The organism is Sphingomonas sp. FW306-1B-B10E (assembly GCF_058782005.1).
The window spans coordinates 1-26,965 of sequence record NZ_JBYSXG010000048.1 but is presented as its reverse complement, the minus strand read 5'-3'; the positions used below and the strand labels follow the sequence as shown (position 1 = coordinate 26,965).

Here is a 26,965-nt window from a genome sequence, read left to right as displayed (position 1 = left end):
CCGGCTGGTCAGGTGAAACTGCCGGCACCGGTCACATCGATACGGCCGCAGCACCAGCCCGGAGCGCTCGCCTGCGGCGATCGCCTCGTCTTCCGACGCATAGCCCGCCTTGCGCCGGCAGACGCTAAGCCGCGTGCGCACGCCGCCCCACCAGCGCCAGCCCGACCAGGCTCAGCACCGCCGCGCCCGCGAGATAATAGCCCACCAGCTCCAGCCCGCCGCGTTCGACCAGCGCCGCGGCGATCAGCGGCGTCAGCCCGCCGCCGACGATCCCGCCCAGGTTGAAGGTCACCGACACGCCGGTATAGCGCACCCGCGCCGGAAATAGGCTCGGCAGCCAGCCGCCCAATGGCCCGTAGACGAACCCCATCACGAACAATCCGCCCGCCAGCCACACGAACACGCTCGCCAGCGCCCCCGCGGTGACGAACAACCCAATCGTCAACCCCGCCGCCACCGTCGCGAGGCAGCCGATCGCCAGGATTCGCGCCGCGTTGCTGCGGTCGGCGAGGCTCGACGCCCCCCAGATCCCCGCTGCCATGAACAGGATCGCGACCAGTTCCACCGCGAGGAAGGTCTCGCGGTCATAGCCGAGCCCTTTGGTCGCATAGCCGATGATGAACACCGTCGAGATGTAGAAGAGCGCGAAACAGGCGACCGTGCCCACCGTCCCCGCCAGCGTCGCCAGCCAATGGTCGCGGAACAACTCGCCTACCGGCACCCTGGGCGGTGGCGCAGCCTGCTGCGCGGCGACGAAGGCCGGGGTTTCGGTCAGCTTGACTCGAACCCATAGCCCCAGGCTGACCAGCGCGGCGCTGAGCAGGAACGGCACCCGCCAGCCCCAGTCGCGGAACTGGCCATCGCTGAGCAGCGCGCCGAGCAGCAGGAAGAAGCCGTTGGCGAAGATGAACCCCACCGGCGCGCCGAGCGGTGGAAACGCACCGTAGCGATTGGCCCAGCCCGGCGGCGCGTTCTCGACCGCGAGCAGGCTCGCTCCGCCCCATTCGCCGCCCAGCCCCAGTCCCTGGCCGAAGCGCAGCAGGCACAGCAAGGCCGGCGCGACCCAGCCGATCATCGCATAGGTCGGCAGGAAGGCGATCAGCACCGTCGAGATACCCATTAGCATCAGCGAGGCCACCAGCGTCGACTTGCGCCCCATCCGGTCGCCGAAATGCCCGAACACCAGCCCGCCCAGCGGCCGCGCGAAAAACGCGACGCTGAAGCTCGCATAGGAAGCAAGCTGCGCGAGCGCGGGATCGGTCGCCGGGAAGAACAGCGCCGGGAACACCAAAGCCGCCGCGGTCGCGTAGATATAGAAATCGTAGAACTCGACCGAGGTGCCGACCAGGCTCGCGAACAGGATGCGGCGGTGCGATGCGATCGGCGACTGAGCCAATAGGTCTCTCCTTCTCGATCCTCCTTCCCTCATCGCTGCGGCAGGGTCCAGCCCGTTCATCGGCCCGACAGTTTCGCTCCTGTACCGAACGGCAACGAAACGCAGACCGAAGATAGGGAGTCGGCCGATGCGCGAGTCAGCGGGACGCAGGATGGTATTCGCAGTGCTCTTCGCGCTGGCGGCAGGTTTGCTCGTCCATTTCTACAACCCCGTCGACCATGTCCGCGCCGACCTGCGCGCCGATACGAAGGGCGTGAAGTTCAGCCTCGAGATCGCCGCACGCGCGATCGAAAAGGTCTGCGAACGGGTCTAGGGTCGCCAGCGGACCCGCCTCGAGTCCGGATCGCTCCCGATTATCGCTTCAGATGGTCAAGAGCGCCTGTCATTCGCGCATAGGCGCGGGCGATCGTGGTCACGACCAGCGCTTGGTCATCGCGATAGATATAATGACCAGTGCCATAGGCAGTGATGCCCACGCGGTTCGGCGCGGCCTCGGCGAACCGCCGATGGCAGCTCCGCCAGCGAGCGATATCGTTTTCGTCCTTGAACGGCGGATGCTCCGAGACCAGGTCCGTGGCCGGAACGTCGCGCGGGAAACTATGTGCACGGATCACGTCGACGGTCCGGGACAGATTGGCCGACTGAAAATATTGTCCCATCTTGCCTTGAGAACGTAGTCGCTCGAGATCGCGAGGCAGTGTCGCACGGAATTCTCTGAGAAATGCGGAATCGAACCAGCAGGCGGAGCTGGCATCGATCAACACCGCGTAGCCTACCTTATCAGGATGACGCGCGGCGTAGAGCGTAGTGTAGAAACCGCCGTAAGAATGGCCCACAAGCAGGAGCTTCCCGTCGAAACCGAGGGCGCGCAGGCCTCGCTCCAACCCCTGCACGCCAGCAACGATGCCATGGCGGGCGACGCCACCCCTCGGATCGACCTCGCTCTCTCCAAACCCCGCACGATCGTAGGTGATGATCGGTGCGCCGGTCGCCTTTGAGACAGCGTTAGCGACGTCCTCCCAAACGCTGCCGCCATCGCCGCCCCCGGCCTCGAACAGGATCGGTACGCCGTGACCAGGGATGACTTTGAAGTGCAGGCGGTAACCACCCACGTCGATCATCCGGTCAGTATCGGCGCCATGCGCCGCGAAAGCTGACTGTGCGGAAGCGAAGACATACATGGCCGCGCAGCTTGTGAGGATCGCCGCGGCTAGCGCTGGAAGGATGGCGCCGATCTTCATTCGGACCCCCGCTCGGCTCATGTTGCGGCGATCATCCACCGCCAGCTTTCAAGGCGCGCGGGAGCTGACGACCCCATTGGACGTTAGCTGCCGACCCCTCAATGCAGCCCCCAAGCCTTCACTGCGGTGAGCATCAGCCAGTAGAGCCCGCCCGACAGCAGCATCGCCGCGGGCAGGGTGAGCAGCCACGCCGCGGCGAGCTGGGCGATCGTGCGCCCCTGGAGCCCGGCGCCATTGGCGACCGATGCGCCGGCGACGCCCGATGACAGGATATGCGTCGTCGACACCGGCAGCCCGAAGCGATCGGCGCCGAGGATCGTCGCCGCCGCGACCAGCTCGGCGGCCGCGCCCATGCCATAGGTCATGTGCTGCTTGCCGATCCGCTCGCCGACCGTGATCACGATCCGCTTCCACCCGATCATCGTGCCGAGCCCGAGCGCGATCGCCACCACGACCTTCACCCAGAGCGGGATGAACCGCGTACCCGCCTCAAGGTCGGTCTGGTACGCCTTGATCGCCTTGACCTCGTCCTCGCGAAAGCCCTCGGGCTTCTTGATCGCGAGCTTGGTGGTGTCGAGCACCAGATACATGTCGTTGCGCACGTTCGACGTCGCCTCGGCGGGCACCTTGCTCAGCGAGCCATAGCTGGCGACGCGCGCGGTGAGGTCGGTCGACAGGCTGTCGAGCGCGGCATACACCGCCGGGCCCTCGGCCTTGCGCTGCTGGAGCGCGTTGGTCAGCGTCGTTCGCGCCTGGTTGGGCGCCATGGTGACGCCGCCGCCGCGCGCCTCGAATGCCGCGGTCGCGACATTGGCGGTCTGGACGAAGGCGGGTGTCGCGCTTTCCGGCAGCGTCCGGTTGAGCGCATAGGCGGTCGGGGCGCAGCCGATCAGGATCAGCATGATCAGCCCCATGCCCTTCTGGCCGTCGTTCGAGCCGTGGCTGAACGATACTGCGGTGCAGGTGAAGATCAGCAGCGCGCGGATGCCCGTCGGCGGCGCCTTGTCGCCCTCGGGTGCCTTGTAGAGGTCGGGGCGGCGGACGATCGCGCGCATCACCAACAATAGCAGCGCCGCGGCGAAGAAGCCGATCAGCGGCGCCATCCAAAGCCCGGTCAGCACCTTCTGCGCCTGGCTCCAGTCGACCCCCGCGGTGCCGCCGCGCGACCCCGCCTGGAGCAACTGGTTGGCGAAGCCGACCCCGAGCACCGATCCGATCAGCGTATGGCTCGAGCTGTTCGGCAGCCCGACATACCAGGTCGCGAGGTTCCACAGCACCGCCGCGAGCAGCAATGCGAAGATCATCGCGAAGCCGGCCGCGCTACCCACGTTGAGGATCAGGTCGACCGGCAGCAAGGTGATGATCGAATAGGCCACCGCCCCGCTCGACAGCATCACGCCCAGGAAATTGAAGAAGCCCGACCACACCACCGCGAGATGCGCCGGCATCGAGTTGGTGTAGATCACCGTCGCGACGGCATTGGCGGTGTCGTGGAAGCCGTTGACGAACTCGAACCCCAGCGCGATCAGCAAGGCGAGCACGAGGAACGCGAACACGCCCAGCGCCAGCTCCTCGCCCACGCCGCGCGTATCGGTGAGCACGCTCGCCCCCGCATAGGTCAGCCCCCCGACGAGCAGCCCGGCGAAAATCAGCCAGGCGAGCGGGTGGGTTTTATAGTCGAATCGACGGGTCCCCGGCAGTTCTGCCGTGGGAGCCTGGTCCAGTGCGAGCGTGGCCATGATGGCCGCGAAATGACCGTGGTTCGTGACGTCAGTATGACATAAGCGTTACAACGCCGCGGATGCGATCAGAAGCAGGTCGTCCGCGTGACCTTGGTCACCTTGCCGCTCGCGTCCTTTTCCTCGTGCCGCCCGGGCTCGCACGGCGGCGGCTTGCCCTCGGTCTCGCTGGTCCGCCACGCATAGAAGGCAGCGAACACGGCGATCGCCAACACGATGCCCAGCCGGAGTTTGCGATTGCGCCACATGCGCGCCTCCTAACCGCGCCGCCGCTGCGAAGCAACTTGCTCCCGCGGCGCGCGTTCCCTACCTGTTCGCCGATGACTCTCCCTGTGCCCACCCTTGACGACGCCCCCTATCTGCAGGGCCTCAACGCCCCTCAGCGCGATGCCGTGCTCACCACCGAGGGCCCCGTGCTCGTCCTCGCCGGCGCCGGCACCGGCAAGACCGCGGCGCTCACCGCCCGCCTCGCCCATCTGCTGTTCACGCGGAAAGCCTATCCGAGCGAGATCCTCAGCGTCACCTTCACCAACAAGGCCGCGCGCGAGATGCGCGAGCGCGTTGGCCGCCTCGTCGGCGACGCGGTCGAGGGCATGCCCTGGCTCGGCACGTTCCACGCGATCGGCGCCAAGATGCTCCGCCGCCACGCCGAATTGGTCGGGCTCCAGTCCAACTTCACCATCCTCGACACCGACGACCAGCTCCGCCTGCTCAAGCAGCTGATCACCGCCGCGGACATCGACGAGAAGCGCTGGCCCGCGCGCCAGCTCGCTGGGATGATCGACGGCTGGAAGAACAAGGGCCTCACCCCCGGGGAAATCGACGCCGGCGAATCCGAGGCGTTCGCGCACGGCAAGGGCAAGGCACTCTACGCCGCCTATCAGGACCGCCTGCGCACCTTGAACGCCTGCGACTTCGGTGACCTGCTCCTCCACATGCTGGTCATCCTCAAGACCGACCGCGAGGTCCTGTCGCTCTACCAGCAGCGCTTCCGCTACATCATGGTCGACGAGTATCAGGACACCAACAGCGTCCAGTATCTCTGGCTCCGCCTGCTCGCCCAGGAGCGCAAGAACATCTGCTGCGTCGGCGACGACGACCAGTCGATCTACAGCTGGCGCGGCGCCCAGGTCGAGAACATCCTCAAGTTCGAGAAGGACTTCCCCGGCGCCAAGGTGATCCGGCTCGAGCAGAATTACCGCTCCACCCCGCACATCCTCGCCGCCGCCTCGGGCGTCATCGCCAATAATGGCGGCCGCCTCGGCAAGACCCTGTGGACCGAGAAGGCCCAGGGCGAGAAGGTCAAGGTGCTCGGCATCTGGGACGGTCCCGAGGAGGCGCGCCGGGTCGGCGAGGAGATCGAGGGCCTCCAGCGCGGCGGCCTCTCTTTGGACGAAACCGCGATCCTCGTCCGCGCACAGCACCAGACCCGCGAGTTCGAAGAGCGCTTCATCAGCATCGGCCTGCCCTATCGCATCATCGGCGGCTTCCGCTTCTACGAGCGCCAGGAAATCCGCGACGCGCTCGCTTATCTGCGCGTCGTGGCGCAGCCGTCGGACGACTTGGCCTTCGAGCGCATCGTCAACGTCCCGAAGCGCGGCCTCGGCGACAAGGCGCTGGCCAAGGTCCACCAGTTCGCCCGCGCCGAGGGCCTGCCGCTGACCACCGCCGGCGCGCGCATCCTCGACACCGACGAACTCACCCCCCAGGCGCGCCGTAGCCTCGGCAACCTGATCGGCGACATCGCCCGCTGGCGCAGCATGGGGGACACGCTTCCCCATCCCGAGCTCGCCCGCATCATCCTCGACGAGAGCGGTTACACCGCGATGTGGCAGGCCGACCGCACCGCCGAGGCCGCCGGCCGGCTCGAAAACCTCACCGAGCTCGTCCGCGCGATGGAGGAGTATGAGTCCCTCGGCGCCTTTCTCGAGCACGTCAGCCTCGTGATGGACAATGAAGCGAGCGCCGAGGAGCCCAAGGTGACGATCATGACGATCCACGCCGCCAAGGGGCTCGAATTCGACACGGTGTTCCTCGCCGGCTGGGAGGAGGGCATCTTCCCCTCGCAGCGCGCGCTCGACGAAGGCGGGCTCGCCAGCCTCGAGGAGGAACGCCGCCTGGCCTATGTCGCGATCACCCGCGCCCGCCGCCGCGCGACGATCCTCCACGCCGCCAATCGCCGCATCTACGGCCAGTGGACCAGCAGCCTCCCCAGCCGCTTCGTCGCCGAGCTTCCCGGCGAGCATGTCGAGAGCGAGAGCACGATGTCGGGCGGCGAAAGTCTGTGGCGCGCCAACTGGTCCGAACGCGCCGACCCCTTCGCCGATGTCGCCCGCGGCACCGGCCGCGGCCCCGGCTGGCAGCGCGCCGCGGGGATCGACACCAAGAACCCCGGCGACAGCTTCACCCAACGCACCTTCTCGCGCGAACCCGCGCGCGTGCTGGAGAGCCACGCCAGCGCGGTCAGCTTCGGCGCCAAGCCGCGCGCGGACCTGTCGGTGGGACTGCGCGTGTTCCACCAGAAGTTCGGCTACGGGCTGATCGCCGAGATCGAGGGTAACAAGCTGGAGATCGACTTCGAGCAGGCCGGGCGGAAGCGGGTTATGGATTCATTCGTGAGCGTGGGAGACTGAATAGCTCGCTGACGTTACGATACATTAAACCTCTCCCCAACGAGGGGAAACGTCTCAATCCTTGATCGCAGACAATTCTTTCAGCCTGTCGAGAATTTTAGCCTCAAGCTTGTAAATATCGGTGATAGCTGCCACCGAATGCCGCGTTTCTGCCTTATCGACAAAGGTGCCGACGTATCGTGTCGTAGGACTATTGAAGTGTAGTCGCGCCAAAGATTTTCTATTATTGTCGTCAAGTAAGATCGCACAATAACTTTTGGAATCTCGGATTACCACTCGCTTTGGATCGACGTGTCGTGACGCAATTGCTTGAATAATGCGAAATCCTGCGATCTCGTCGTCGGTGGTAATAATGCCGTCCTCGACTTCCGACATATCGTCCGAATCCCCTGCCGGGATTGTCTCTGCACTCGGATTGGCGACATTGAGCGCGCTGGTAAGCCTCTCATTCACGCGGTCACGGATCAGGCTCGCGATCGAGGCTACCAGGATAGGTTGGAATTGCTCTTTAACTGCGGCGGTCAACCGCCCTCCCGGTTGAACACGCACAGCCATCATTCTTACAAACTCGTCCGACGGCTCTGCGAATTCCTTTTCCAGCTCGATCCGCATTTGGGATTCCAACTTCAGCCGCCCCGCTTCACGAACGATGGCATCGATATCGAATTGCTGTTTGGTGAAGCGTTCTAGCGTAGCGGGATCGGTCCGACGGATGGCATCCATCGAGAGAACGAAAAATGGCTTATCGTCCATCTTATTCGGCTGCTCGATGTCCGAATAGAATTTGTAGATGACGCCATTCGTCAGGATGGCGACGCGAGCATCGGTCGTTGAGAAATAACGATATAATTGGCTTGCATGTTTTAAATCTAGGTCAATCGATGACGGCTTGCATTCCACAAGAATAGATAGTCTCCCATCTATGCAAATCGCGTAGTCTACCTTTTCACCTTTCTTGATTCCAACATCGGCCGTAAACTCTGGAATGACTTCGCTCGGATTGAAAACGTCGTACCCCAATGCCTGAAGGAAAGGCATCACGAGAGCTGTCTTGGCTGCTTCCTCCGTGAGCAGCAGTTCACGATGCTGCGCGGTGCGCTTCTCGAGCTCAACCAGCTTGGTAGCTAGATCCATGGTTTCCCCCTCCCCAACTTGCATGGAGGCTGCGTCATTCGTTCAGCTATGTCCAGAGGACATATTTCGAGAAACATGATACATGTGCCAATCCCGACGCCGACATAAGTTCCTTGTCTAACGTGGGGCGATAATCATCAACTTGTCATAGGCCCCCCGTCATGGATCGCATCAACCTGGCCGACGCCAAGGTTGCGAAAGGACTGGTGTGATGCATCCCTCTGACTCGCGGTCGAGGTCGTCGCTGAAGGAAATTACCAACGCTGATCTCGCGCGGGCCGAGCGCATGCCTGCAATCTTCGCCGCCCGCATTGCAGGGCTGGTCGCACCCGGGTGTCCATACTATTCTCAGTCGCCCGACGGAGCGCCTTCATGAACGCGATCACCCCCAGCAACCAAGGCCGCCAGCCCACCGAACTGGCACTCGACCCCACCCTGATCGAAGAGGCCAACCGGCTCGGGATCGACCTTTCCGATGCCTGCGAGCGCGGTCTCGCCGATGCCATCGCGCGCCAGATCGCGCCGCGCTGGCAAGCCGACAATGCCGGTGCGCTCGCGGCTTCCAACGCCCATGTCGAACACCATGGCCTGCCGCTCGCCGATACGCGGCTCTTCTAGGACCGCTGGCACAGTTCGATATCTATCGCCGGCGCAATGGACCGGGGTTTCTGCTCGACTGCCAAGCCGACCTGCTCTCGATGCTGAATACCCGTTTCGTCGTTTCACTCCTGCCGCGGTACGCCGCGCCGACGCCCGCCGATCGGTTGAACCCGATCTTCACCGTTGCCGGCGCGGAAATAGTGATGCTCACGCAATTCGCTGCGGCCGTCCGAACGGACGAACTCGGTGAACGCGTCGCCTCCCTGGGAGAGCATCGCTACACGATCACCAATGCCTTGGATCTGATGATAAGCGGTATCTGATCCCTCGCCGTCGCCGCCAACCTCCGTTCTTCCAAAATAGGAATTCGTCTGGGATAGACTCGTCGATGTCCGAGTCGCCCCGCCCGCTCGCCCCGATCGCCACGCTCAAGCTGGTGCCGCAGCCCGACTGGCCGGCCGAACGCCAGCGCGCCTTCCTCCACGTGCTGCTCCGCTCGGGCGACGTCATCGCAGCCGCCGCCACCGTCGGCGCGAGTGCGAGCACCATCGCGCGCCTCCGTCGCGCCCTCGCGCGCAACAGCGCCTTCGCACGCGCGTGGCGAAAGGCTGCGGAGGAGGGCAAGGTCGATGCAATGGCGAAGCGGGTGCTGCGCCGGCACGGTGTCACTGCCGAACAGCTCGCGCGCCTCGATGCGGTTTGTCATGGCTTCGACAAGGTCCGGTTCACGTGCGGCCTGCTGCACCGCGCAGGCGTCCCGGCCTAGCATGGCGGTGCCCGAACCCACCAAGCTGCCAGCCCAGGCCGACGGTCCGCTCGCCTTCACGCCCGTCGCGCTGGAGCGCGTCCGCCGCGACGGCTGGACGCCGCAGCGTCAGCGCGACTTCATAACCGCGCTCGCGGCGATGGGATCGCTGGCGCACGCGCTTCGTGCCGTCGGCATGTCCAAGCAGTCGGCCCATGGCTTGCGCAAGCGCCCCGGCGCAGAGAGCTTCGCCGCGGCTTGGGATACCGCGCTCGCCATCGGCTACGACCGTGCTTTGGCCCACGCAATCGATCGCGCGACCAACGGCGTGCTCAGCCCGCATTACTACAAGGGCAAGCTGGTCGGCATGCGTCACCGCTTCGACTATCGTCTCGCCTGTGCGGCACTCCGCCCGCCACCCGCCCCGCCGCGCAAGAAAGTTGCGAGATGATTCGCATTTCGGTCAACTTAGTCAATTTAGCGCGCGGCGGCGGGCCGCTCGTCCGCCATTCAGCCCCGCTTCACCCGCATTGCTGGAACGTTTCCGTCGCGCCAGCCTTAAGCAAGGGCACGCATGGAGGAGTTGAACATGAAGACCATCACCGGCCTCGCGGCCCTCGCCGCAGCGCTCGTCGTCGCGGCGCCTGCCTCGGCCCAGACCAGCACGCGCTACGGCGGTAGCGCGTATCAGGACGAGGAAGCGCGCTTCGATGCCGCGCAGCGCCGTTTCGACACCGAATATGAGACCTATCAGGCCGCGGTCGAGCGCTATCGCCGCTCGCGCACGACACGCCCGGCCTATGACGATCGCGGCCCCGGCCGCTACGACGATCGCTATGACGACGATCCCAATTACGATCCCGCGCGCGACTATCGCTCGGGCAATTACCAGGAGCGGACGCTCGGCAGCGACGACCGCGTCTATCGCGGCAATGACGGCCGCTATTATTGCAAGCGCAGCGACGGCACCACCGGGCTGATCGTCGGCGCCGCCGCGGGCGGGCTGTTCGGCAACGTCATCGCCGGACGCCGCTCGAGCACCGTCGGCACCTTGCTCGGCGCGATCGCCGGCGGTGCGGCGGGTGCGTCGATCGATCGCAACCAGCAGCAGGTCCGCTGCCGCTGAGCTTTCAGGCCGGGATCAGGCCGCGGGGCGTTCCACCGCGAGCAGGGTCTCGGCCGCAAAGCGTTCGTCCTGGGGGTCGAACAGCGCGCTGGGGGTGAATTCGCGCTCGGTCAGCGCGAAGCCGGCGAGCCCGGCGAGCTTGAACAGGCCGACCTTCTCCTCGCGCGGCGGCTGGCCGTCACGCTCGATCGTGGTGGCGCCGACATAGACTTCGCCGTGGCGGGTGAAGGCGACGTGCGGGGCGAGCACGACATGGCCGTTATTGTAGGTCGCCTCGACGCAGCGGGTGCGCACGATGGCCTCGAACAGGGTCGGTATATGAGCGGCGGGCGACGGCGCCGGGTTGGAATCGCTGACGGACATTCGGGGGGTATAAACCCCGTGCCGCAGTGCAGCAAGGTTCGTGCGATTACGGGACTGTCCCACCGTGCGGCACCCGCATGGGCGCTTCCGTACCAACACCCATATGGGCTTTACCGGGGCCGCGATTTTACCGCTGGTCAGCTACATCGGATGCAGAGGGGAGCAAGGAGAACACCCCCCGAATGTCCGTCGATCGCCTTCTCGCCCAACATTGCCGCATCCTCGCCAACGTCGACGCGGTCGAGGAGTTCGCGGCGGGCGCCCCGCCGGCGCGCGAGGACCGGATGGCGGACGAACGCTGGGCCTTCACCCGCGACCTGCTGCTCCACTTCGCGCAGATGGAATCGACCGTCTACGGCCCGATGCTGAGCGACCGCCGCGAGCATGCCCAGCAGACCGCGGCGCTCGCCAGCGTCGAGACCGCGACCCTGATGGGCGAGTATCGCGAACATGTCGCGCGCTGGCACGGTCCGCACCCGGCCGAGCATTGGGAGACCTATCGCCGCGCGGTGTCGCGGCTGATGCGCCGGATCCGCGTCCGGCTCGAGGCCGAGGCTGCCGAGATCGTGCCGCTGCTCCCGATCCAGCCCGACGGCGCCCGCGCCGGGCCGACCCGCGAGACCTATGCCGCCGAGGCGTGGGAGATCCGCGGCGTGATCTTCGAGGGCACCAAGCTGCCGAGCGCCTGAGCGCGCTCTAGTGCCAGAACAGCAGGAGCAGGATGATGATCGGAAGCGGAATGCCGAGCAGCCACAACAAAATGCCCTTGCCCATCACCGTGTCTCCTGAGTTATTGATTTCGCTGGCGTAAGAACCTCCGGGGCACGGCGCGGTTCCCGGGACGACAATTCGCTGCGACGAGGGCGGGCGAGCTTGCGGTGCCGCGGCGGACGCGCCAAGAGCGCTGCATGCCGATCCATCCCTTCGCCGTCGCCAATTTCCGCGCTTACTGGGTGGCGCGCTTCGCCGCGACGCTCGGCCAGATGGCATTGGTCATCGTCATCGGCTGGCAGGTCTACGACATCGCCCGCGAGACGATGACGATCAAGCAGGCCGCGTTCCAGCTGGGACTTATCGGCGTCGCGCAGTTCCTGCCGTTGCTCTGCCTCTCGCTGTTCGCCGGCTGGCTCGCCGACCGCGTCGACCGCCGCTGGATCGCCCGCTCGGCGGTGGGGCTCGAGATCTTCTGCGCGCTCAGCCTGGGCTGGCTGACCTACACGCAAAGCATCACCCTCCCCGCGTTGTTCGGCATCGCTGCTCTGCTCGGCGTCGCCCGCGCGTTCGCCGGCCCCGCGCTCGGCGCGCTCGCGCCCAACCTCGTCCCCAAGGAAAGCCTGCCCACCGCGATCGCCTTGAGTTCGGTCTCGTGGCAGATCGGCACGGTGATCGGCCCGGCGATGGGCGGCTATCTCTACGCCGCCGGCCCTTCGGTGCCCTATTTCGTCGCTGCCGGGTTGTTCACCCTCGCGCTGACCATGCTGCTGCTGATCTCGCCGGTGCCCCGCACCAGCGTGAAGTTCACCGGCAGCCCCTGGGCGCAGATGGTCGACGGGCTCCATTATGTCCGCCGCAACCGGCTCGTGCTCGGCGCGATCTCACTCGATCTGTTCGCGGTTTTGCTCGGCGGCGCCACCGCCATGCTGCCGGTCTATGCCCGCGACATCCTCCAGGTCGGCTCCGAAGGCCTCGGCCATCTCCGCGCCGCGCCCGCGCTCGGGGCGGTGTCGGTCGGCCTGTTCTTCTCCTGGCGCCCGCTCAAGACCGAGGTCGGCAAGAAGATGCTGATCGCCGTCGCGATCTTCGGCCTCGCCACAGTCGTGTTCGGCCTCTCGGCGCCGCTCTTCGTCAGCCTGCTCGGCCCCTCGGCGATCGGCAGCGACTTCGCCCCCGCGGTCCTGCTCTCGCTGGTCGCCCTGTTCGTGCTCGGCGCCGCTGACATGGTCTCGGTCTATGTCCGCCAGTCGCTGATCCAGCTCTACACCCCCGATCAGATGCGCGGGCGCGTCGGTGCAGTCTCCACCCTGTTCGTCTCAGGCTCCAATGAGCTTGGCGAAGCCGAATCGGGCTTCCTCGCCGCATTGATCGGTCCGATCGCCGCAGTGATCGGCGGAGGCATCGGCGCGGTGCTTGTCACGATACTGTGGGCCCGGCTATTCCCCGAACTCAGGCGGGCTCGCACCTTCGATCCTCCGGCCAATCTCGACGTGCCTCCCAAGGAGATGACGACATGAAGGCGAACACGATCCTCGAGACGATCGGCAATACGCCGCACATCCGCGTGCAGAAGCTGTTCCCCGGCGCCGAGGTGTGGATCAAGTCCGAGCGCGCCAATCCGGGCGGCTCGATCAAGGACCGCATCGCGTTGGCCATGGTCGAGGCGGCCGAGGCCTCGGGCGACCTCAAGCCCGGCGGTACGATCGTCGAGCCGACCAGCGGCAATACCGGCGTCGGCCTGGCGATGGTCGCCGCGGTCAAGGGCTACAAATTGATCCTGGTCATGCCCGAGAGCATGAGCCTCGAGCGCCGCCGATTGATGCTCGCTTATGGCGCCAGCTTCGATCTCACCCCGCGCGAAAAGGGTATGAAGGGCTCGATCGAGCGTGCGATGGAGATCGTCGAATCGACCGAAGGCGCGTGGATGCCGCAGCAGTTCGAGAATGCCGCGAACGTCGACGTCCATGTCCGCACCACCGCGCAGGAAATCCTCAACGATTTCGCCGACACGCCGATCGACGTGATCATCACCGGCGTCGGCACGGGCGGCCACATCACCGGCGTCGCCGAGACGCTCAAGAAGAGCTGGCCGGGCCTCAAGGTGTTCGCAGTCGAGCCCGAGCTGTCGCCGGTGATCTCGGGCGGCACGCCGGGCCCGCATCCGATCCAGGGCATCGGCGCCGGCTTCATTCCCAGGAACTTCCACGGCGACGCGATCGACGGCGTGATCAAGGTCGACGCGAACGTCGCCAAGGACATGGCGCGCCGCGCCGCACGCGAGGAAGGCATGCTGGTCGGCATCTCGTCGGGCGCGACCCTCGCCGCGATCCTCCAGAAGCTTCCCGACCTCCCTGACAACGCCCGCGTTCTCGGCTTCAACTACGACACCGGCGAGCGTTACCTCAGCGTCCCCGAGTTCCTTCCCGAGAGCTGATCGGCACTCGGAAGCGCGTTTGAGCGGGCCATTGCGGCGTTTCGGCGGCGCAATGGTTCCAAAATCGTGCGTGCTGCGTTATGGGCGGCGACCCCCGCTTCCGGAGCAGCTCTTGTCCGTACGTCCTCGCCTTGCCCCTTCGATCCACCGCTCGCACGCGCGGCGGGGCTGAGCGGACGCACGTCATGCTGATGCAATCGCTCGACGCCGACCTGTCGTCCGCGCCTGCGGGACGCCGCTCGTCGCCGCTTTGGCTCCGCATCCTGCTCGGGCTCTTCGTGCTCGCCGCGATCGGCATTCCGCTGCTGATCGTGTCGACCGCACCGCGCGTCGTAGTGCACAAGCGCACCCCGGTGGTGATCTCCAAGCGCGTCGTCCCCAAGCAGGAGCTGCCGCCGGTCGAGCCGGTCAAGCTACAGGAAGTCGCTCCCGAGGACGCGCGCGAGATCAACGCGGCGATCCCCTTCTCGACGCTGCCCAATCCCGCCGCCCGGGCATTCAACTTATCGGGATCTGCCGACAGCCAGGCTCGCGCGATCGACTGCCTCGCCGCCGCCGGCTATTACGAAGCAGGCGACGATGCCAAGGGCCAGCGCGCGGTCGATCAGGTCATCATCAACCGGATGCGCCATCCCGCTTTCCCCAAGACGATCTGCGGCGTCGTATTCCAGGGATCCGAGCGCAGCACCGGCTGCCAGTTCACCTTCACCTGCGACGGCGCGATGCTCCGCTATTCGCCGAGCGCCGCGGCGTGGCAGCGCGCCCGCGACGTCGCCCGCCTCGCGCTCAACGGCTCGGTCTATCGCCCGGTCGGCCACGCCACGCATTATCACACCAATTGGGTCGTGCCCTATTGGAGCGCCAGCCTCGAGAAGATCACCGCGGTCGACACGCATCTGTTCTTCCGCTGGGCCGGCTGGTGGGGCACGCCGCCCGCATTCAATCGCGGCTATGCCGGCGTCGAGCCCAACATCCCACAAATGGCGCGGCTGTCAAGCGTCCATGTCGGCGACGAGACCAAACCGCTCGAAGCCGCGCTCCAGGGCGACGGCTCGCTGGTCGACCCGGCGTCGATCCCAGACGCCGCGGTGCCCAACCCGATCGGCGCGGGCCTGGACGCCAATCACTTCCTCGTCGTGCTCGACAAGAAGATGAACCCCGACGCCTTCGCCGCGCTGGCGATCAAGACCTGTGGCGAGCGGCTCTATTGCAAGTTCATGGCCTGGACCGATCCCAAGCAGAAGCCCGCCAAGCTTCCCGCCACCCCGGCCCAGACCGCGGCGCTGTCGTTCAGCTATCTGCGCGATCAGGCGCAGGGCTATGCCAAGGCTCTGTGGAACTGCCAGCAGTTCAAGCGACCGAGCCCGATCCAGTGCATGCGCGTCCAGCCGCCGGTGGCTCCCGCGACAATGCCGACACCGGTGCCCTCACCGAGCGCCACGCCGGCAGCGGCAGCGCCGGGGCCCGCCGGGCTCAACGGCGTGCGCCGCAAGGGCGATCCCGCGCCTGCGGTCCGCCCAGTGAACTTCGCCCTGACCACGCCCAAGGCGAGTCCGACTCCGCAGCCGACGGCGACGCCCGCTCCCGCGCGCTAAACTCGTCCTAACCGGAAAAATGGTTTGCGGACCCGTGCTCCTGCGAAAGCAGGAGCCCAGGATAGCCAAGGGTTGAACAACCCTAAGCTCCTGCTTTCGGAGGCGGACGAAGGCGGGGGTTTCAGACTTCAAGTCTGAACCCCGGCCGTCGCCGGGAAACTGTCACACAGCGATCAAGCGGCGCGGAACATCTCCGGATCGAGCGCCATCACCGCGTCGCTGCCTGCCTCGATCTTCCGCCGCAAGCCGCCTGCTTCGGGCAGGAAGCGTTCGGCGTAGAAGCGTGCCGTGACGAGCTTGGCTTCGAGGAACTTCGCGTTCTCCGCGCCGCCGGCAAGGCCCGCGGCCGCCGCCTTGGCCATGCGCAGCCACATCAGCCCGAGCGCAACCGTGCCGGTCAGCTGCATATAGGGATAGGCGCCCGCGCCGACATGGTTGGGGTTCTGGAAGCCGTTGGCGGCGAGCCACATCGTCGCGCCCTGGAGATGGCCGAGCGCCTTCTCAAGCGCCTCGGCAAAGTCCTTGAGCTTCTCGTCGCCCTTTGCCGCACCGACTTCCTCACTGACCAGCTTGAAGAACGCCTGCACCGCGCGCCCGCCATTCTGAGCGAGTTTCCGCCCGACCAGGTCCATCGCCTGGACGCCGTTCGTGCCCTCGTAGATCATCGAGATACGCGCATCGCGGACATACTGCTCCATCCCCCATTCGGCGATGTAGCCATGCCCGCCATAGACCTGCTGGCTGTCGGTCGCGACCTTGTAGCCGATATCGGTGCCGACGCCCTTGATCACGGGCGTGAGCAACCCGATCAGGTCGGCGGCGAGCTGGCGCTCCTCCTCGGAGGCGGCGGCATGCTCGAGATCGACCTGAAGCGCGCCCCACAGGCAGAGCGCGCGCAAGCCCTCTGTCTGCGCCTTGGCCTCCATCAGCATGCGGCGCACGTCGGGGTGGACGAACAGGGTGTCGGCCTTTTCCTGCGGCTCGGCCGGGCCGGTCAGCGCGCGGCCCTGGCGGCGATCGTGCGCGTACTGGACGGCGTTCTGATACGCAGTCTCGCCGACGCCCAGGCCCTGGAGCCCGACGCCGAGCCGCGCGGCGTTCATCATGATGAACATTGCGGCGAGGCCCTTCATCTCCTCGCCGACCAGCCAGCCGGTGGCGCCGTCATAGTTCATCACGCAGGTCGAATTGCCGTGGATGCCCATCTTGTGCTCGATCGAGCCGCAGGTGACCGCGTTGCGGTCGCCCAGCGATCCGTCGTCGCCAACCATGAACTTGGGCACCACGAAAAGGCTGATGCCCTTACTGCTCTCGGGCGCGTCCGGCGTCTTGGCCAGCACCAGATGGATGATGTTGTTGGTCAGGTCGTGCTCGCCCGACGAGATGAAGATCTTGGTGCCGGTAATCGACCAGCTGCCGTCGGCATTCGGTTCGGCGCGCGTGCGGATCAGCCCGAGATCGGTGCCGCAATGCGGCTCGGTGAGGTTCATCGTCCCGCCCCACTCGCCCGACACCATCTTAGGGACGTACTTGACCTTCTGCTCGTCGGAGCCCTTGACCAGCAGTGCCGCGATCGCGCCGTGGGTCAGGCCGGGATACATCGCGAATGCCATGTTGGCCGAGATCATATATTCCTGGAACGCGGTCGAGACGACATGCGGCATCTCCTGCCCGCCGAACTCGGTGGGTGCGCTCAGCGTGCCCCAGCCGCTCTCGACGAACGCCTGATACGCTTCCTTGAAGCCCTCGGGCGTGGTGACGCTGCCGTCGTCGTGGCGCGTGCAGCCCTGCTGGTCGCCCGAATGGTTGAGCGGGAACAGCACGTCGGCGACGAACTGGCCGCCCTGGTCGAGCACTGCCTCGACCACGTCGGGCGTCGCGTTCTGGAAGCCGGGGAGATTGGCATAGCGCTCGAGCCCGATCACCGAATCGAGAATGAAGCGCGTGTCGCGCACCGGCGGCGTATATTGCGGCATGTCAGGTTCCTCAGTGAGCGTCGCTGCTTGCGAGCAGCTCGACGAATTGCTGGAGTTCGTGGATGTGCGCGTCGATGTCGCGCTTCTGGTTTTCGAGCAGCTCGATACGGTCGCGGCAGCGCGCGAGCGTCACTTGCTTCTGCACCCGGCGGCCGTCGCCGACATCGTAGAGATCGATCATCTCCTTGATCTCGGCGAGGCTGAACCCGACGCGCTTGCCGCGCAGGATCCAGGCGAGCCGGGCGCGATCGGCGTGCGAATAGATGCGCTGGGTGCCGCGCCGCTCGGGGCCGATCAGCCCCTCATCCTCGTAGAAGCGCAGCGCCCGCGGAGTCACCGCGAACTCGGCGCAGAGGTCTGAGATCGAGAAGGTGTCCTGTTCGGCACGGGGCTCGATCGGCGCCAGGGCCTCGAGCGGAAAAGCGGCAGCGGGCATGTCCTGCTTTATGCTTTACCTTTACGTGAACGTCAAGTGCGTTGCGGCGAAAGCCGCGCGATAAGCCCCGCCATTTCGAACACCGTCGCACCGGCGTCGAGTGACAATCCGGTCGCCGCCTCGCCCAGCTCGCGCGCTGCGGTGTAGGCAATGATCGCCACGTTCAGCGCCTCGCCCGACCGGGTTTTCGCGCGCTCGGCGATGAAGCTCGGCGCGCGGTCTAGGAACGCCTCGTAGCGCGGATGCGCCGCCTTGGCGCCGAGCAATTTGGCCAGCCGCGAGCGCAGCGCGTTCGACGGATCGCCGGTCTCGGCGAGTGTCGCCATGTCGCCTTCGAGCGCGGCGAGGTCGAGCCCGGCAAAGCCGAGCGCCCGCCCCGGCGAGCCTTCCCCGGCGCGGACCAGCGCGTCGATCTCCCTGGCGCTCGCCTGCGGAAGCTCGGCGCGCAGGATGCCGGCGACCTGCTCGGAGGACAAAGCCTCGAAGCGCAGCAGCCGGCAGCGCGAGCGGATCGTCGGCAGCAATTGCCCCGGCGCGTGGCTAACCAGCAGGAAGATCGTCCCCGCCGGCGGCTCCTCCAGATTCTTGAGCAGCGCGTTGGCGCCCCCGCGCTCGAGATCGTCGATCGAGTCGATCACGATCACCCGGCGGCTGCTCAGCGAGGGCTTGGTCGCGAACAAGGGCTGCAGCGCGCGCACCTGCGCGATCGTGATCGACCGCGCGAGCGCTTCGTCGGGCTTTGCGGCGTCCTTGGGCAGCCGCACCAGCTCGCGATAATCGGGATGCGCGCCCGCCGCGATCAGGTGCGCGGTCCGCGTGGTCTCGGGCACGTCCCAGCCGGGGCTCAGCTTGTGCGGCTCGCTCGCCTCGGCGAGCATCCGCGCCGCCGCGGCACGCGCGAACGCGCCCTTCCCCACCCCCTCGGGCCCGGCGATCAGCCAGGCATGGTGGAGCACGCCGCTCGCCATCGCGGCGGCAAGCGCATCGCGCGCGGATTCGTTGCCGAGGAACATGCCCCGCCCGGCACTCAGCCGAACAGCGACGTGAGCCCCAGCCAGACGCGGCGGAAGAACCCCGCTTCGCCGACATCGGCCGCGGCGACCAGCGGCAAGGTCTGGGTCGGCATGCCCTGGGTCTCGACGACGAGGTCGGCGATATGCTGCCCCGACTTGATCGGCGCCTTGACCGGGCCGAGATAGACGAGCTTGCCGCTCAGCTGCGGCGACGTTCCTGCCGGCAGGGTTGCGTTGAGATCGCGCGGCGCGACGACGCCGACGCTGCTCGCGCCACCGCCCTGGACCTCGACATCGCCGATCTTCTTGCCCTTGGACGCGATCGGATGCGGACTCCACGCGCGGAAGCCCCATTGCATGAAGCGCACCGATTCCTCGGCACGCTGGCCATAGGTGTTGAGCCCGGCGACGACCATTACCAGCCGGCGACCGCTTTGCTCGGCCGATCCGGTGAAGCCATAGCCCGCCTCGTCGGTATGCCCGGTCTTGAGCCCGTCCGCGCCCTGCACCCGCCCGAGCAGCGGATCGCGATTGCCCTGCGTGATGTCGGCGCCCGCGCCCAGCGTCTTGCCCCAGGTGTAGCTCGTGCGGCTGTAGAATTGCTTGTAGAGCTGGGGGTGGTCCTGGATCGTCGCCTTGGCGAGATGCGCGAGGTCGCGCGCGGTCACGTACGTCCGCCCCTCGTCGGGCCAGCCATTCGACGTGCCGAACTGGCTGTTGGTCAGCCCGATCTTCTTCGCCTGCTGGTTCATCAGGTTGACGAATGCTTCCTCGGTGCCAGCGATCTTCTCGGCGAGCACGACGCAGGCATCGTTGCCCGAAAGCGTGACGATGCCGTTGAGCAGATCCTCGACGCGCGGCTGCTCGCCGACCGCGAGGAACATGGTCGAGCCCTGTGAATGCCACTTCTTCCACGTCTCGGGCGCGACCGTGGTGGTATCGCTCAGCTTGAGCTTGCCCTGCTTGATCAGGTCGAACGCGACATAGACCGTCATCATCTTGGCCATCGACGCCGGCGGGATGCGGCGATCGGCATCCTTGGCATAGAGCACCGCGCCCGAGGACAGGTCCTCGAGATAGGCGATCGGCGCAGGCGTATCGAAAGGCGGGGTCTGCGCGGTGGTCGGATAGGCGATGGCGAGCGCCAGGATCGAGGCGGCGTATAGCTTCTTCATGGCAGTCCGGGTCCCCGGGTTACTCAGTTGACGGCGATGACGCGCGCGTCTCCATAACCCGCGCGTGCGGCTCCGCCTCGTGCGGCATCGGCCTGCGCCCGTGTGGCGTAGGGACCGAGCTGCACGCGATAGAGCCCTCCGCCCTGCTTTACGGACCCGCCGAGCCTCTGCGCAAGCGCTTGCGCGTTCCGGGCGTTAGAAAGTGCGGCTACCTGCACGACGAAGCCGCCGCGTACCACCGCAGCGGGGCGCGGCGCCGAGGCGCGCGGTGCCGGCGTCGGGCGCGAAGCGGCAGGTCGCGAGGCAACCGGACGCGCGGCTTCGGCCGGCACTGCCGCGACCGGCGGCGTGCCGAGATGCTTGCGGAGCGCATTGAGCAGCACCGGCGGCGTGTCGGGCCGCGCAGGCGCGGGGCGTCGCGAGCGCAATGCGAGCATGTCGCCGGGCGCCGCCGCGACGCGCCGTACGCGCACCGGCATCTGTCCGCCCTCGGCATGGCCGAGCTCGCGCGCGGCGGCGACCGACAGGCTGATCGGCTTGGCCGCACCCGCGTCGGTCGCCGTCACCAATGCGACGATCGTCCGGCCGTTCTCGAGCGAGGTCACTTCGACCAGAGTATCGGCGGGCAGCGAGGCGTGCACCGCGGTGATCCCGCCGCCGATCTCGGCGATCTCGGCATAGCCGACCTCGTCATAGCGCTGCTCGCCCGGTGCGCGCTGCGAAGACCCGCGCGGCCCCTCGATACCCGCGGTCGGATCCACGTCCTGCGCGGAATAATCCAGCCGCGGCGGCGCCGGTCGCGGCTCGGGCGCAGGCGCAGGTGCGGGCTTGGTGCCGGGCACGGGGTAGCTCGCCCCCGGGCTCGTCTGGCCAGTGGCAAAGGCTCGCTCCGCGCCGGTCCCGGCGAGGAGGAGAAGGGCAGCGGCGGCGCTAGCGTTCGACTTCATCGGCGAGCAGACCTACCGACAATGCGTAAAAATTCGAGCAATTATAGTCCAGGATCACGCGATAATTGCCGGTGAGCAGGTAGGCGGTCCGCCCCGGGCCGTCGGGCTCGAGCAAAGTCGCCTGGACATTGTCGGCGGGCAGCGCCCTTCCGACTGGCGTCAGCCCGAGCGCGCGCCACTCGCCGATCGTCTTCCAGCGGCTGTGGCGCTCGAACACCCGCGGGCAGCGCGTCGGGCTGGTCCGCCCGGCGAGCCCGGCGCGATTGAACCCATCGGGTACGCGCACCGCGACGCCCCAGGGCTGCCCTGGCCGCCAGCCGGCATTGACGAAATAATTGGCGATCGAAGCGAGCGTGTCGGCCTCGCTGGTCCAGATGTCGGCCATCCCGTCGCCGTCGCCGTCGACCGCGAGCCGCAGATAGACGCTCGGCAGGAATTGCGGCCCGCCGAACGCCCCCGCCCAGCTGCCGACCAGTTTCTCGCGCGGCACCCCCCGGTCGATCATCTTGAGCGTCGCGATGAACTCGCTCGCGAACAAGTCGCGCCGCCGCCCTTCATAGGCCAGGCTGGCGAGCGCGCGCGGCAGGTCGAACCCGCCCATCACGCGGCCGTAATTGGTCTCGTGACCCCAGATCGCGACCATGATCGATTCGGGAACCCCCGTCTCGCGCTCGATCCGCGCCAGGCGGCCGCGCTGGCGCCGATAGGCGCTGCGCCCCTGCCCGATCCGCGCCGCGTCGACATGCTTTACCCGGTACGGCTCGAACGGCGAGATCGGCGCGTTGGGCCGCGTCTCGGGCTGCTGCCGGTCGAGCTCGACGACGCGGGCATTATAGGTCAGCGTCGGGATCACCATGTCGACGGTGCGCCGCGAGACGCCCTCGGCCAGCGCCTGGCGGCCGAGCGTCTGGAGATAGGCCTGGAAGCCGGCCTCGTCCTGCGCGATCGCCGGCCCCGCCGCCGGGCTGGCGACGATCACCGCCAGCGCGAGGACCATGATCTTTCCGAAGAGCGTACGCAAACCAGCCATGCCCTTGTGTGGCACAGCCGCGCCTGAGCATGAACCCCCTTGGCGGCACGGGTGATCAAGATTTTCTGGCGTACTGCCGCGCGGCACGATAGCGGGGGTCTGCGCGGAGAGGTGGCCGAGTGGTTTAAGGCAGCGGTCTTGAAAACCGCCGTGGGTGCAAGCTCACCGTGGGTTCGAATCCCACCCTCTCCGCCAAATTTGCTAAAATATCGGGATTCCCTCGCAGCGTAGTTCCACAGGGCACGCCAAGGTCACGCTATCGCGGTGTTTCACACTGGCCGACATTTCACAGAGCGGTGGCGAGGCCGCGATTGGAGCAAGCAGAGCAAATCCTACATTGCAAGCACTCGATGGCGGATATTGGGTGGAGGCAGACCGTACGCTTTCGGGAACCGAGGCGTGATAGCTGCTGCTTCGGGCGGGCTCTTAAGAACGGCCGCCGCTTGCAGACTGTCACGAGATTCTGAGTGCGCTGATTACGGGAACGTCGGGTGAGGCGAACCGAGTTCAAAACTGCGCCGGGGCTAGATGATGACTTCCGTACTTCGCTGCCACCAACACCGAACGGAGTTCCGCCCATCGCACTAGGTTCGCGCGATCATGCTCCTGCACAGTCTGTAACCAAGTCATATAGTCGTTGCTGACATCGAGGGGCTTTAATTCAAGCATCCCGCGAAAAAGCGCGGCGGAAACCTGCTGCAAAAGGGCCTCTTCGCTGAAGGAAACAGGTATGCCCTCTACTCTCCAGCGACCAAACACCATACGCGCTACTGCGCCGACGGACCAGAATCGAACAATTCCGGGAGGATGCGAAAGATCCCTAAATTCACCGCTAGATCCGGAAAAACTGGCGTGCATCGAGATCATTGCAGCACCGATGGCGAGCAAAACAATACGTAATGCGGAGTAGTCATCTTGAAAATGAGCAGGAAGTCGATCGCCGTCCTTATACCTTTTTGCATTCCTCCGAGCCCATATCATGCAGTCTTGAATCGCAAAAGCATCAGCATCCATCTCCAAGGTGCGCGACGTAACGCGATCTACTGCAATCGATCCATTTTCTTTAATATAGGATGAAAGTAAGACGCCACTTTTAAGATGTCCGCTGATTATATGAGCCAATTCATGATCAACAACGAACCAGATGGCTATCTGGGTTAAAAGGGCCACGTCCTCGTGTTCATTCCATTCAATTTCATCCTGGAAAAACACTGAATGGCTAAGGTCTTGCAGCGTTCCTAATGGCGCATCAGGAATGCTTTCCAAATTCTCACCATTCCAAAGTGATTGCACAGCTCTCGTAGGGAGCAATCTACCCGCCCCCGCTATAAACGCATCTATAAGTCGTATACTGATCGCAACAAGATTTAAGTTCGGACTAGCGTAAGCTATGGCGTTAGGGATTGGACAATCCACTAAGGCTAATCTGATATCTTCTTTCACATCCCTATTACGCTTTGCATCAACCACTGCTGAAATTGCATTTACAGAAATAAATTGAGTAAATCCTTCAAGCTCGTCCAGCCGTATTACAGGTCCGGCCATATTAGCACGGGCCAGGATCGTTTCCACCCGTCCGAGTAAATTATCGGAGATGTAAACTGAGGCGAGGTCTGGATTAGTAATGAGCGCGCTCCTTGATATTCCGCATGCCAACGCAGGTGCCAGCGTCCTGCCTACGAAGACTCAAGCCGACCCGATCTTCAACCGCCGCGCCACGCTATCCCGCCGTGCGTCCAGCTCGTTCCGCGCCCGCTCCATCACCTCCAGCTCGGTCGCCTCGAGCAGATCGTCGACCACGCCGCGCAGATGCCGACGCATCGCCGTCCGCGCCGCATGCGGATCGCGCGCGTGCAGGGCCGCGACGATCGGGCGGTGCTCGTCGACGCGCGGGGTGATCCCGCCGCGCTTGGCCCGTGCGAACATGTTGGCAGCGAGCGGGGATTTGGTGCGCAGCTCCCAGAGATATTCGACCACGCTGCGGATCGCGGCATTGCCCGTCGCATTGGCGATCGCCAGGTGGAAGCGGTGGTCGGCGTCCATCACAGATGGCTCGTCCGAATCCCCCGAAGCCATCTCGATCAGCAATGCGTCGAGCTCGGCGAGTTGCTCGTCGGTGATCGACACCGCGGCGAGCGCCACCGCCTCGCCCTCGAACAGGATCCGCGCCTCGGTAAGGTCGAACGCGCCGACGTCGAAGTTGAGCGCATCCTCGCGCTGGCCGTCGCCATGGTCGCGCTTGGTGACATAGAGGCCCGAACCGTGGCGCGCCTCGATCCAGCCCTTCATCTCGAGCGCGATCATCGCCTCGCGGATCGTCGGCCGGCTGACCTTGTATTCCTCAGCCAAATCGCGTTCGCCGGGCAGCCTTGTGCCTGGCGACCAGCGGCCGCCTTCGATCGCTTCGGTGATCGCCGCCGCGACCCGCTGGTAGAGCTTGTTGCCCTTGATCTTCATATCGTCCTCTTTGCACCACCCTAGGTTGACAGCATGGCGGTCACAAGCGGATATTGGCCTGACCACTTTTGAGGATTCCCTAACTTGCCTCGTATCACCTCTGCGCGCGTGATAGTGACGTGCCCCGGCCGCAACTTCGTCACCCTCAAGATCGAGACTGACCAGGGCGTCTACGGGGTCGGCGACGCGACCCTCAACGGCCGCGAGCTGGCGGTGGCGAGCTATCTCCAGGACCATGTCATCCCCTGCCTGATCGGTCGCGACGCGCATCAGATCGAGGACATCTGGCAGTATCTCTACAAGGGCGCCTATTGGCGCCGCGGCCCGGTGACGATGAGCGCGATCGCCGCGGTCGACATGGCCTTGTGGGACATCAAAGGCAAGGTCGCCGGATTGCCGGTCTATCAGCTGCTGGGCGGCGCCAGCCGCGAAGGCTGCATGGTCTATGGTCATGCCAATGGTAGCGATATCGCCGAGACGATCGAACGCGCGCAGGAATATCTCGAACAGGGCTACAAGGCGGTCCGGCTGCAGTCGGGCGTCCCCGGGCTCGCCGCGACCTATGGCGTGTCGGGCGAGCGCTTCTACTATGAGCCCGCCAAGGGATCGCTTCCGGAGGAGACGCTGTGGTCGACCTCCAAATATCTGCGCCACGTCCCCGAACTGTTCGAGAAGGGCCGCGACGTGCTCGGCTGGGATGTGCATCTGCTTCACGACGTCCACCACCGTCTGACGCCGATCGAGGCCGGACGGCTGGGCAAGGACCTCGAGCCGTTCCGCCTGTTCTGGCTGGAGGACGCCACCCCGGCCGAGAACCAGGCCGGCTTCCGGCTGATCCGCCAGCACACCACCACCCCGCTCGCGGTGGGCGAGATCTTCAATTCGATTTGGGACGCCAAGCAGCTGATCGAGGAGCAGTTGATCGACTATATCCGCGCGACCGTGGTCCATGCCGGCGGGCTCACCCATCTCCGCCGCATCGCCGCGCTCGCCGATCTCTACCAGATCCGCACCGGCTGCCACGGCGCCACCGACCTGTCGCCGGTGAGCATGGCAGCGGCGCTCAATTTCGGGCTGTCGGCGCCCAATTTCGGCATCCAGGAATATATGCGCCACACCCCCGAGACCGACGCGGTGTTCCCACACGCCTATTCGCTGGCGAACGGGCTGATGCATCCCGGCGACAAGCCGGGTCTCGGCGTCGATATCGACGAGGCGCTGGCAGCGAAGTACGAGTATAAGCGCGCCTATCTGCCGGTGAATCGCCTCGAGGACGGAACGATGTTCAACTGGTGAGCTGCACATTTTCGTAAGTTAACGCAAGTGATGCGGAACTATTGTTCGACGCGTGCTCCTTATCTTCTTAGAATGCGCTACAATTGATGTGGCGCATTCGTCCACAAAGGCCGACCAAAGGGTAAATTTCGCGTCAACCACGTATTTACGTGCTTCGGTATACCCCTGAGTTGCATAGAGAGGCCGCCGGTATCCCCGGCAGCTCAGGATTTGGGGGCATATGCCGTTCGACACCGCACAGATCGCCCGTCTCGGCGGCACATGGGGAGCGATGGGGTCGCTCGTCGCCTCGGACGGCAGCGCGAACCATCCCTGGCTCCAGCGCATCGCCGCCAATCCCGAGCCGCTGCGCGACCTGGCCGATGCGGCGCATTTCATCTGCGTGCTCCACGGCCGCCATCCCGGCGTCGTCGAGCATGCGCTCGATCACGCGCGCGTCTCGCTGGAGCGTGACTGGCTCGAGGCGGCGGCAAGCGCCTTCACCACCGAGCGCGCCTATCTCGTCCGCATCGTCGCCGCCGCCGGGCCGGTGCCGAGCACGCCCGGCCATGCCGAATCCGAAGCCGCCGCGCAGGCGCAGCGCCACGCGCTCGACATGCTCGCCCAGTCCGATCGCGCGGGCTGCGCCGCCGGCGCCGCGCTGGCGCTGGCGATCGATTGGGCGACGATCCGTACCGTGCTGGACGCCATGGCCGAGCGGCTCGGCCTCGCCGTGCCGGTGTCGACGCTGCCGCTTGCCGAAGAGACGGTGAGCGTCGTCGATGCGCTCGCCCGCGAAGCCTCGATGGAGCGCGCAATGCTGTTCGGCGCGCAACAGGTCTTCGCCCAGCATCGCGGGTTGTGGGACCTGCTGGAGGCCCGCGCCAGCGCCCGCACCCGCGGCTAAACACCTTTTCTCCCCTCCCGCTTGCGGGA

The 26,965-nt window shown here is 65.8% G+C and carries 27 protein-coding genes and 1 tRNA gene; 14 read left to right on the top strand and 14 right to left on the bottom strand.

Features of this window, described 5'->3' with window-relative positions; all coding sequences use genetic code 11:
• Window positions 1-124: 124 nt before the first annotated feature.
• A complete protein-coding gene (locus tag AC3WJI_RS16795; RefSeq protein ID WP_492758442.1) occupies window positions 125-1,429 on the bottom strand; it encodes an MFS transporter in 1,305 nt (434 codons plus the stop codon).
• A 94-nt stretch (window positions 1,430-1,523) separates the two neighbouring features.
• On the opposite strand from AC3WJI_RS16795, the gene AC3WJI_RS16790 reads away from it, so the two are divergent.
• Entirely contained in the window at window positions 1,524-1,709 is a 186-nt protein-coding gene (locus AC3WJI_RS16790; RefSeq protein ID WP_492758429.1) for a hypothetical protein, read from the top strand.
• A 40-nt stretch (window positions 1,710-1,749) separates the two neighbouring features.
• On the opposite strand, the gene AC3WJI_RS16785 is transcribed toward AC3WJI_RS16790, so the two are convergent.
• From AC3WJI_RS16785 to AC3WJI_RS16775, 3 genes are all read right to left on the bottom strand, one after another.
• Window positions 1,750-2,637 (bottom strand): alpha/beta fold hydrolase, encoded by an 888-nt coding sequence (locus AC3WJI_RS16785; RefSeq protein ID WP_492758428.1) that lies wholly within the window; start codon window positions 2,635-2,637, stop codon window positions 1,750-1,752.
• A gap of 98 nt (window positions 2,638-2,735) precedes the next feature.
• A complete protein-coding gene (locus AC3WJI_RS16780) occupies window positions 2,736-4,376 on the bottom strand; it encodes an inorganic phosphate transporter (RefSeq protein WP_492758427.1) in 1,641 nt (546 codons plus the stop codon).
• Window positions 4,377-4,444: 68 nt separating this feature from the next.
• Window positions 4,445-4,624, bottom strand: a complete 180-nt coding sequence (locus tag AC3WJI_RS16775) for a hypothetical protein (RefSeq protein ID WP_492758426.1) — start codon at window positions 4,622-4,624, stop codon at window positions 4,445-4,447.
• Between the two features lie 72 nt (window positions 4,625-4,696).
• Between AC3WJI_RS16775 and AC3WJI_RS16770 the strand changes: the two genes are divergently transcribed.
• Window positions 4,697-7,009, top strand: coding sequence for an ATP-dependent helicase (locus AC3WJI_RS16770; protein ID WP_492758425.1), 2,313 nt, complete (start codon window positions 4,697-4,699; stop codon window positions 7,007-7,009).
• 54 nt (window positions 7,010-7,063) lie between these two features.
• Here the strand turns inward: AC3WJI_RS16770 and AC3WJI_RS16765 are convergent, their stop codons facing one another.
• On the bottom strand, window positions 7,064-8,143 hold the full coding sequence (locus AC3WJI_RS16765; protein WP_492758424.1) for a type I restriction endonuclease: 1,080 nt from the start codon (window positions 8,141-8,143) through the stop codon (window positions 7,064-7,066).
• A gap of 372 nt (window positions 8,144-8,515) precedes the next feature.
• Between AC3WJI_RS16765 and AC3WJI_RS16760 the strand changes: the two genes are divergently transcribed.
• The 5 genes from AC3WJI_RS16760 to AC3WJI_RS16740 all read left to right on the top strand — a co-directional run bounded on the left by AC3WJI_RS16760 (window position 8,516) and on the right by AC3WJI_RS16740 (window position 10,614).
• Entirely contained in the window at window positions 8,516-8,761 is a 246-nt protein-coding gene (locus AC3WJI_RS16760) for a type II toxin-antitoxin system CcdA family antitoxin (protein ID WP_492758423.1), read from the top strand.
• The gene (locus AC3WJI_RS16755; protein WP_492758441.1) at window positions 8,671-9,066 is read left to right on the top strand and encodes a CcdB family protein; all 396 of its coding nucleotides are present in this window, start codon (window positions 8,671-8,673) and stop codon (window positions 9,064-9,066) included. Before AC3WJI_RS16760 ends, AC3WJI_RS16755 begins: the two co-directional genes overlap by 91 nt.
• Window positions 9,067-9,131: 65 nt before the next feature.
• Window positions 9,132-9,509, top strand: a complete 378-nt coding sequence (locus tag AC3WJI_RS16750; protein ID WP_492758422.1) for a hypothetical protein — start codon at window positions 9,132-9,134, stop codon at window positions 9,507-9,509.
• Window position 9,510: 1 nt separating this feature from the next.
• On the top strand, window positions 9,511-9,939 hold the full coding sequence (locus tag AC3WJI_RS16745; protein ID WP_492758421.1) for a hypothetical protein: 429 nt from the start codon (window positions 9,511-9,513) through the stop codon (window positions 9,937-9,939).
• A gap of 138 nt (window positions 9,940-10,077) precedes the next feature.
• The gene (locus AC3WJI_RS16740; RefSeq protein WP_492758420.1) at window positions 10,078-10,614 is read left to right on the top strand and encodes a glycine zipper 2TM domain-containing protein; all 537 of its coding nucleotides are present in this window, start codon (window positions 10,078-10,080) and stop codon (window positions 10,612-10,614) included.
• A 15-nt stretch (window positions 10,615-10,629) separates the two neighbouring features.
• Here the strand turns inward: AC3WJI_RS16740 and AC3WJI_RS16735 are convergent, their stop codons facing one another.
• The gene (locus AC3WJI_RS16735) at window positions 10,630-10,977 is read right to left on the bottom strand and encodes a hypothetical protein (protein ID WP_492758419.1); all 348 of its coding nucleotides are present in this window, start codon (window positions 10,975-10,977) and stop codon (window positions 10,630-10,632) included.
• 182 nt (window positions 10,978-11,159) lie between these two features.
• On the opposite strand from AC3WJI_RS16735, the gene AC3WJI_RS16730 reads away from it, so the two are divergent.
• From AC3WJI_RS16730 to AC3WJI_RS16715, 4 genes are all read left to right on the top strand, one after another.
• On the top strand, window positions 11,160-11,666 hold the full coding sequence (locus tag AC3WJI_RS16730; protein ID WP_492758418.1) for a hypothetical protein: 507 nt from the start codon (window positions 11,160-11,162) through the stop codon (window positions 11,664-11,666).
• Between the two features lie 219 nt (window positions 11,667-11,885).
• Entirely contained in the window at window positions 11,886-13,208 is a 1,323-nt protein-coding gene (locus tag AC3WJI_RS16725; RefSeq protein ID WP_492758417.1) for an MFS transporter, read from the top strand.
• Window positions 13,205-14,125, top strand: coding sequence for a cysteine synthase A (cysK, locus tag AC3WJI_RS16720; RefSeq protein ID WP_492758416.1), 921 nt, complete (start codon window positions 13,205-13,207; stop codon window positions 14,123-14,125). Before AC3WJI_RS16725 ends, cysK begins: the two co-directional genes overlap by 4 nt.
• A gap of 185 nt (window positions 14,126-14,310) precedes the next feature.
• A complete protein-coding gene (locus AC3WJI_RS16715; protein WP_492758415.1) occupies window positions 14,311-15,720 on the top strand; it encodes a cell wall hydrolase in 1,410 nt (469 codons plus the stop codon).
• Between the two features lie 173 nt (window positions 15,721-15,893).
• Here AC3WJI_RS16715 and AC3WJI_RS16710 read toward each other — a convergent pair whose 3' ends face one another.
• The 6 genes from AC3WJI_RS16710 to AC3WJI_RS16685 are packed head-to-tail and all read right to left on the bottom strand — an operon-like array spanning window position 15,894 to window position 22,264.
• Entirely contained in the window at window positions 15,894-17,696 is a 1,803-nt protein-coding gene (locus tag AC3WJI_RS16710) for an acyl-CoA dehydrogenase C-terminal domain-containing protein (protein ID WP_492758414.1), read from the bottom strand.
• 10 nt (window positions 17,697-17,706) lie between these two features.
• The gene (locus AC3WJI_RS16705) at window positions 17,707-18,132 is read right to left on the bottom strand and encodes a MerR family transcriptional regulator (protein WP_492758413.1); all 426 of its coding nucleotides are present in this window, start codon (window positions 18,130-18,132) and stop codon (window positions 17,707-17,709) included.
• 32 nt (window positions 18,133-18,164) lie between these two features.
• The gene (locus AC3WJI_RS16700; protein ID WP_492758412.1) at window positions 18,165-19,145 is read right to left on the bottom strand and encodes a DNA polymerase III delta subunit-related protein; all 981 of its coding nucleotides are present in this window, start codon (window positions 19,143-19,145) and stop codon (window positions 18,165-18,167) included.
• Between the two features lie 14 nt (window positions 19,146-19,159).
• The gene (locus AC3WJI_RS16695) at window positions 19,160-20,320 is read right to left on the bottom strand and encodes a D-alanyl-D-alanine carboxypeptidase family protein (protein ID WP_492758411.1); all 1,161 of its coding nucleotides are present in this window, start codon (window positions 20,318-20,320) and stop codon (window positions 19,160-19,162) included.
• Between the two features lie 23 nt (window positions 20,321-20,343).
• Window positions 20,344-21,267 carry an SPOR domain-containing protein gene (locus AC3WJI_RS16690; RefSeq protein WP_492758410.1) on the bottom strand — a complete coding sequence of 308 codons (924 nt, stop codon included), beginning with the start codon at window positions 21,265-21,267 and terminating at the stop codon, window positions 20,344-20,346.
• The gene (locus tag AC3WJI_RS16685; RefSeq protein ID WP_492758409.1) at window positions 21,251-22,264 is read right to left on the bottom strand and encodes a lytic murein transglycosylase; all 1,014 of its coding nucleotides are present in this window, start codon (window positions 22,262-22,264) and stop codon (window positions 21,251-21,253) included. The genes AC3WJI_RS16690 and AC3WJI_RS16685 overlap by 17 nt, the downstream gene beginning before the upstream one ends.
• 138 nt (window positions 22,265-22,402) lie before the next feature.
• On the opposite strand from AC3WJI_RS16685, the gene AC3WJI_RS16680 reads away from it, so the two are divergent.
• Window positions 22,403-22,492 (top strand) — tRNA-Ser (locus AC3WJI_RS16680).
• Window positions 22,493-22,804: 312 nt separating this feature from the next.
• Here the strand turns inward: AC3WJI_RS16680 and AC3WJI_RS16675 are convergent.
• Together AC3WJI_RS16675 and AC3WJI_RS16670 are read right to left on the bottom strand one after the other, a co-directional pair.
• A complete protein-coding gene (locus tag AC3WJI_RS16675; protein ID WP_492758408.1) occupies window positions 22,805-23,869 on the bottom strand; it encodes a hypothetical protein in 1,065 nt (354 codons plus the stop codon).
• 114 nt (window positions 23,870-23,983) lie between these two features.
• Complete coding sequence (locus tag AC3WJI_RS16670; RefSeq protein ID WP_492758407.1) at window positions 23,984-24,754, bottom strand: FadR/GntR family transcriptional regulator; 771 nt, start codon at window positions 24,752-24,754, stop codon at window positions 23,984-23,986.
• A gap of 84 nt (window positions 24,755-24,838) precedes the next feature.
• Here AC3WJI_RS16670 and manD point away from each other — a divergent pair, with 84 nt between their 5' ends.
• Together manD and AC3WJI_RS16660 are read left to right on the top strand one after the other, a co-directional pair.
• Window positions 24,839-26,050, top strand: coding sequence for a D-mannonate dehydratase ManD (gene manD / locus AC3WJI_RS16665; protein WP_492758406.1), 1,212 nt, complete (start codon window positions 24,839-24,841; stop codon window positions 26,048-26,050).
• A gap of 220 nt (window positions 26,051-26,270) precedes the next feature.
• Entirely contained in the window at window positions 26,271-26,936 is a 666-nt protein-coding gene (locus tag AC3WJI_RS16660) for a DUF6975 family protein (RefSeq protein ID WP_492758405.1), read from the top strand.
• Window positions 26,937-26,965 lie beyond the last annotated feature (29 nt).

Bases quoted from the DNA above. Each gene is read 5' to 3' on its own strand.
- AC3WJI_RS16795 (WP_492758442.1), bottom strand. From the start codon at position 1,429: ATGAGGGAAGGAGGATCGAGAAGGAGAGACCTATTGGCTCAGTCGCCG.
- AC3WJI_RS16790 (WP_492758429.1), top strand. From the start codon at position 1,524: ATGCGCGAGTCAGCGGGACGCAGGATGGTATTCGCAGTGCTCTTCGCG.
- AC3WJI_RS16785 (WP_492758428.1), bottom strand. From the start codon at position 2,637: ATGAAGATCGGCGCCATCCTTCCAGCGCTAGCCGCGGCGATCCTCACA.
- AC3WJI_RS16780 (WP_492758427.1), bottom strand. From the start codon at position 4,376: ATGGCCACGCTCGCACTGGACCAGGCTCCCACGGCAGAACTGCCGGGG.
- AC3WJI_RS16775 (WP_492758426.1), bottom strand. From the start codon at position 4,624: ATGTGGCGCAATCGCAAACTCCGGCTGGGCATCGTGTTGGCGATCGCC.
- AC3WJI_RS16770 (WP_492758425.1), top strand. From the start codon at position 4,697: ATGACTCTCCCTGTGCCCACCCTTGACGACGCCCCCTATCTGCAGGGC.
- AC3WJI_RS16765 (WP_492758424.1), bottom strand. From the start codon at position 8,143: ATGGATCTAGCTACCAAGCTGGTTGAGCTCGAGAAGCGCACCGCGCAG.
- AC3WJI_RS16760 (WP_492758423.1), top strand. From the start codon at position 8,516: ATGAACGCGATCACCCCCAGCAACCAAGGCCGCCAGCCCACCGAACTG.
- AC3WJI_RS16750 (WP_492758422.1), top strand. From the start codon at position 9,132: ATGTCCGAGTCGCCCCGCCCGCTCGCCCCGATCGCCACGCTCAAGCTG.
- AC3WJI_RS16745 (WP_492758421.1), top strand. From the start codon at position 9,511: ATGGCGGTGCCCGAACCCACCAAGCTGCCAGCCCAGGCCGACGGTCCG.
- AC3WJI_RS16740 (WP_492758420.1), top strand. From the start codon at position 10,078: ATGAAGACCATCACCGGCCTCGCGGCCCTCGCCGCAGCGCTCGTCGTC.
- AC3WJI_RS16735 (WP_492758419.1), bottom strand. From the start codon at position 10,977: ATGTCCGTCAGCGATTCCAACCCGGCGCCGTCGCCCGCCGCTCATATA.
- AC3WJI_RS16730 (WP_492758418.1), top strand. From the start codon at position 11,160: ATGTCCGTCGATCGCCTTCTCGCCCAACATTGCCGCATCCTCGCCAAC.
- AC3WJI_RS16725 (WP_492758417.1), top strand. From the start codon at position 11,886: ATGCCGATCCATCCCTTCGCCGTCGCCAATTTCCGCGCTTACTGGGTG.
- cysK (WP_492758416.1), top strand. From the start codon at position 13,205: ATGAAGGCGAACACGATCCTCGAGACGATCGGCAATACGCCGCACATC.
- AC3WJI_RS16715 (WP_492758415.1), top strand. From the start codon at position 14,311: ATGCTGATGCAATCGCTCGACGCCGACCTGTCGTCCGCGCCTGCGGGA.
- AC3WJI_RS16710 (WP_492758414.1), bottom strand. From the start codon at position 17,696: ATGCCGCAATATACGCCGCCGGTGCGCGACACGCGCTTCATTCTCGAT.
- AC3WJI_RS16705 (WP_492758413.1), bottom strand. From the start codon at position 18,132: ATGCCCGCTGCCGCTTTTCCGCTCGAGGCCCTGGCGCCGATCGAGCCC.
- AC3WJI_RS16700 (WP_492758412.1), bottom strand. From the start codon at position 19,145: ATGTTCCTCGGCAACGAATCCGCGCGCGATGCGCTTGCCGCCGCGATG.
- AC3WJI_RS16695 (WP_492758411.1), bottom strand. From the start codon at position 20,320: ATGAAGAAGCTATACGCCGCCTCGATCCTGGCGCTCGCCATCGCCTAT.
- AC3WJI_RS16690 (WP_492758410.1), bottom strand. From the start codon at position 21,267: ATGAAGTCGAACGCTAGCGCCGCCGCTGCCCTTCTCCTCCTCGCCGGG.
- AC3WJI_RS16685 (WP_492758409.1), bottom strand. From the start codon at position 22,264: ATGGTCCTCGCGCTGGCGGTGATCGTCGCCAGCCCGGCGGCGGGGCCG.
- AC3WJI_RS16670 (WP_492758407.1), bottom strand. From the start codon at position 24,754: ATGAAGATCAAGGGCAACAAGCTCTACCAGCGGGTCGCGGCGGCGATC.
- AC3WJI_RS16660 (WP_492758405.1), top strand. From the start codon at position 26,271: ATGCCGTTCGACACCGCACAGATCGCCCGTCTCGGCGGCACATGGGGA.